The sequence below is a fragment of the Luteibacter sp. P4_E6 genome (assembly GCF_056401535.1).
In genome coordinates, this window is record NZ_JBFUJE010000390.1 from 1 (window position 1) to 3,716 (window position 3,716).

The 3,716-nt window shown below is 62.3% G+C and carries 5 protein-coding genes; 2 read left to right on the forward strand and 3 right to left on the reverse strand.

Translation table 11 applies throughout. The annotated features are described in order from the left end of the window. From AC1DT2_RS17800 to AC1DT2_RS17810, 3 genes are all read right to left on the reverse strand, one after another. Nucleotides 1–426: TonB-dependent receptor plug domain-containing protein (locus AC1DT2_RS17800; protein ID WP_477297798.1), on the reverse strand; the 426-nt coding region annotated here is incomplete at its 3' end. 222 nt (nucleotides 427–648) lie between these two features. Continuing rightward, on the reverse strand, nucleotides 649–1,032 hold the full coding sequence (locus AC1DT2_RS17805; RefSeq protein ID WP_063573140.1) for a VOC family protein: 384 nt from the start codon (nucleotides 1,030–1,032) through the stop codon (nucleotides 649–651). Nucleotides 1,033–1,077: 45 nt separating this feature from the next. Continuing rightward, entirely contained in the window at nucleotides 1,078–1,902 is an 825-nt protein-coding gene (locus tag AC1DT2_RS17810; protein WP_477297800.1) for a hypothetical protein, read from the reverse strand. Between the two features lie 217 nt (nucleotides 1,903–2,119). Between AC1DT2_RS17810 and AC1DT2_RS17815 the strand changes: the two genes are divergently transcribed. Continuing rightward, nucleotides 2,120–2,998 carry a hypothetical protein gene (locus tag AC1DT2_RS17815; protein WP_477297801.1) on the forward strand — a complete coding sequence of 293 codons (879 nt, stop codon included), beginning with the start codon at nucleotides 2,120–2,122 and terminating at the stop codon, nucleotides 2,996–2,998. Next, nucleotides 2,995–3,716: hypothetical protein (locus AC1DT2_RS17820; RefSeq protein ID WP_477297803.1), on the forward strand; the 722-nt coding region annotated here is incomplete at its 3' end. The genes AC1DT2_RS17815 and AC1DT2_RS17820, both read left to right, overlap by 4 nt.

The window sequence follows — 3,716 nt, forward strand, 5'->3', positions numbered from 1 at the left end:
CCCATAACGTACGGCGCCGCCACCGCGAACGACAACGAGGGATTCGATGTTGTTCAACCTGACCGGTGCCACGGACCGCTGCGGCTGGCCGTAGGGCGCGAACGCCATGGGCCTGCCGTCGAGCAGCACGGTGGAGCGAGGACTGTAGCGGCCGGTCAGGCCACGCACGCCGATGCTGAGGGAAACCGCGCTGCCGGCCGAACCGGAGTTATCGGTGGACTGGACGCCAGGGATGCGACGCATGACATCGCCGATGCTGGTCGCGCCGGTGCCGCTGATCTGCGTGCGGTCCAGCACGGTACGGGCGCCGGCAAAGGTCTTCACACTGTCCTGGAGACCCGTGCCCAGCCAGCTGCCAGCGACCTGGATGGAGTCCAGCGTGGCGGCGTCGTCCGCCACGGCGGGCTTGGCTTCCTGTGCCTGCACGGCGTACGGGCTGGCCGCGAGGGCCGCGGCGATGGACGCCGCGCTGAAGCGAACGCGCAGGGCGGACGCCCGGCGGGAGTGAGACGAAAGCAYGCTGAGCCCTTGGTTTTCGATGGCAGCCAGACCCCAACTCGAAAGGCGGGGTCAGTGTGTGCCAATCAGATGCGAATAGGTTGCATTTGCAATGGGGCGGGAGTCTAGCATGCTGTTCGACATCTGAAACTAGGGGGCGTGGAACGCTGCCTCGATGTTGTGGCCGTCCGGATCGAGGATGAAGCCGCCGTAGTAGCCGGCGCTGTAATGCGTACGGGGGCCCGGAGGGCCATTGTCCCGACCACCCGCGTCCAGCGCGGCTTCGTGGAAGGCGCGGACGTCGTGCTGCGTCGTGACGCGGAAGGCCACGTGCACCGGTGGCTGATTCGGCTCGCCCCGGTAAATCCAGAAGTCGGCCTTGCCATTTTCGCCAAAGCCGGCGACATCCGTACGCCCGGTGACGGATGCGGGAATTTCCAGAAGCAGTTCATAACCGATGGCTTTGAGCGTAGCCAGGTAGAACGCCTTGCTTCGCTCGAAGTCGCGAACGTAAATGCCGATGTGGTCGATCATGGTTGAGCCTGGACGGGTGGCTAAGGTCGTTGCAGCTTAGCGCCGTCAGCGCTTCATCGGGAACTGCAGGTTGACCCCCGCGAAGACCTGGAACTGCGGCTGCCCCGCGCCGCTGCGTGACACGGTCCATTGGGGTTCGAGGAAAATATTCAGCGTCGTGCCGCTCTCGAGCAGTTTGACCTTGCCCAGGCCGAAGCCAACGGGGATGGCGTAGTTGCCGCGCTGCAGGTCGAAGTTCCAGGTCGCCGTCGATCTCAGGTACCAGCCTTTGGGAAGGTTGTAGAGAATCAGGGGTTGGAAAGCGAGACTGTTCTGGTCGAGGCGTCGGTTGGACCCTGCGAACGATTGCTGCCATGTCACCAGCGTTCCCAGCAGACCCCATTTCTGCGGCGCGATGACGATCGCCGCCAGACCACCCTGCCATTTGCCGGTGCCGGTTTCGTCCTTGCTTGCCGTCGGTGCTGTGATCTGGGGCCCTATCGCCACCTCGGTGTTACCGACCTTGAAGGGAAACAGGTCGATCAGGTTCAGGTCGCCGATCGACGTGGTCGTTCCTGTCTGTGTGGGAGCAGTCGCGACAGGCAGCGTGTAGCGAAAGAGTTGCGGTGTGCCAAAAGCCGCATTCGGGATGACGCCGCGGAACAGGAAGGCGTTGGTGTAATCGTTGCTGTCGTAGAGCTGCGGCGCCCATTGGTCTTGGAAACTGACCGTTATCTTGGGCGTCAGCGGATTGTTCGCTTCGTTCGCCTCGCTGGATGGGGGTGCGGCTTGGGCGAATGCCAGGGGCGTTATCGCAAGGGCCCCGATAACGCCCGCCATCCGGCAGAGCGCGTGAAGCGATCGGGTCGAGCCTGCGTGGCGAGCTTTCATCGGTGACCTCCGGGTGACTCGCGTCCCAGCATGGTGAGCGTCATGCCTATCTACGCATGCAGGGGCGGGCGTCGCGTCGGGAAAATGCATGAGGGGGCGTGCGTAGAACTACTTAAGGAGGCGCCGTCAAACCGTCATCAGGTCCAGGGTGGCAACGGAGCGCCATCGAGTGTTAGCGTTTCGCGGTCGGCGAATGCCGCTACAGGGGATGTAGACCATGGTTCGATTGAATTGGGGCAACGAAGCCAACCAGCGTATTGCTCGCCAACGCAAAGGGGGCGACTATCGTGGGGCGAATGCGTCCATGATCACGCGTGCGATCGATGGTGTCGGCATCGATAGCGGTACCGCACGGGAGGGCGACGGTGTCCGTGTCGTATACAACGTGTCCAGCGCCCATCTTCCACAGATTCTCGCGTCCGGATACGTGAACTGCTATCACCGCGGAACTCGGCGAACGATTGGAAACCCTTCGCAGGTATCGCCGCGTCGGCTCGGGGTCGACATAGCCATCGCGTCTGCCCTGGTGCCTCCGGTCTCGCATGAGGATATCCATTACGGCGCCGTCGAACTCAACGGCGTGGGCATGCGCTATTACGGCGACGTGTGTATCGTTCTGAAATCGTCGGAGTTCTCCGCCGACACGGTGGTCCTCTCCCGAAACTCGTATGACCTCACCCGGTCTCCCATGGCAGACATGATCAGCCAGGGTGCCCAGGTCGGCACGCTGATCCAACGCATGATGGGCACCCGGCTTGACGTGGCGTCCATGCTGGTTTGCAAGGTCATACGTGATCCTTCGATCGACGACCGGTTGCTGACAGTTGGCCGTATCGCCGCATCGTTGCTGCATGACGAGGAGTACTTCGAAGTCGTGAGGCTTGAGACATTCGATGTCTCGAGCATCGAGGAAATTCGCGTTTCTTCTGCCGATGCCACGCTGGAGATGCATATCGCCGAGCGGCAAAGGCAGGGACTGACACCCACTCTCGCTGAGTTGATATGGCGCCACCGCCGGGAACAGGCTGCCAGGTCCGCCGCGGCAAACAACCTTCCGTATCGTGTCGTGACGACAGACGGGCGGGTGAGGGCATGACCATGCAAGAGGAAGGGAGGCGGTGGTCCATCGATGCACTGGATGCCGATGGCGGAATTGCGTTCGCCAGTTTTCGCCAGAGTGGCGAGGCGGACATCGGAGACCTGGAGGTTGAGCACGCCGTGGTCGTGGCTGCGCCCCATTTCCGTCCCGTGCCAGTGTCCAGCCGTGCGCTCTCGCTCGGCGCCATAAGTCAGGGAGCGCAATCGGGCGTGTATGGCGACAGCGGAGAGGTGCGCTTCGATTCGCTCGATCAGCTCGTTGAGTTCGTGCGGAAGGTGTATGTCGGTGGGGGTGCTAGTGGAGCGACGCCAGCGCCAGAGACGGTACCCAATCCGCCCGAGGGGCCGAATGAGTATGAAGGCGCCGGGGAGGAACAAGAAGACTGGGGGCAGCGAGTGGCTTCGCACATGATTGCCGATTGGCTCGCTCTCGGGGTGAGCGAAAGTGACCTAGGTCGACCTTCGCTGCCACCTTTCAGTGACGAACTGCATTACCGCGGTCACCAGATCATAGCGCGCGCCGCCGTGTCAATTGGGATCTCGCTAATCGAGCGAATGCCATATCCCGACGATCCGATCGAGGACCAATCGCGCTGGATCGCGACGACGGACCACTTTATGTGGATGCTGCGATGCATTGACATGTCCGCGTTCGTCATGGATCCCTCCATGCATGAACTGCTCACGTCGTGCGGCATTCGGCTGCTCAATGACCC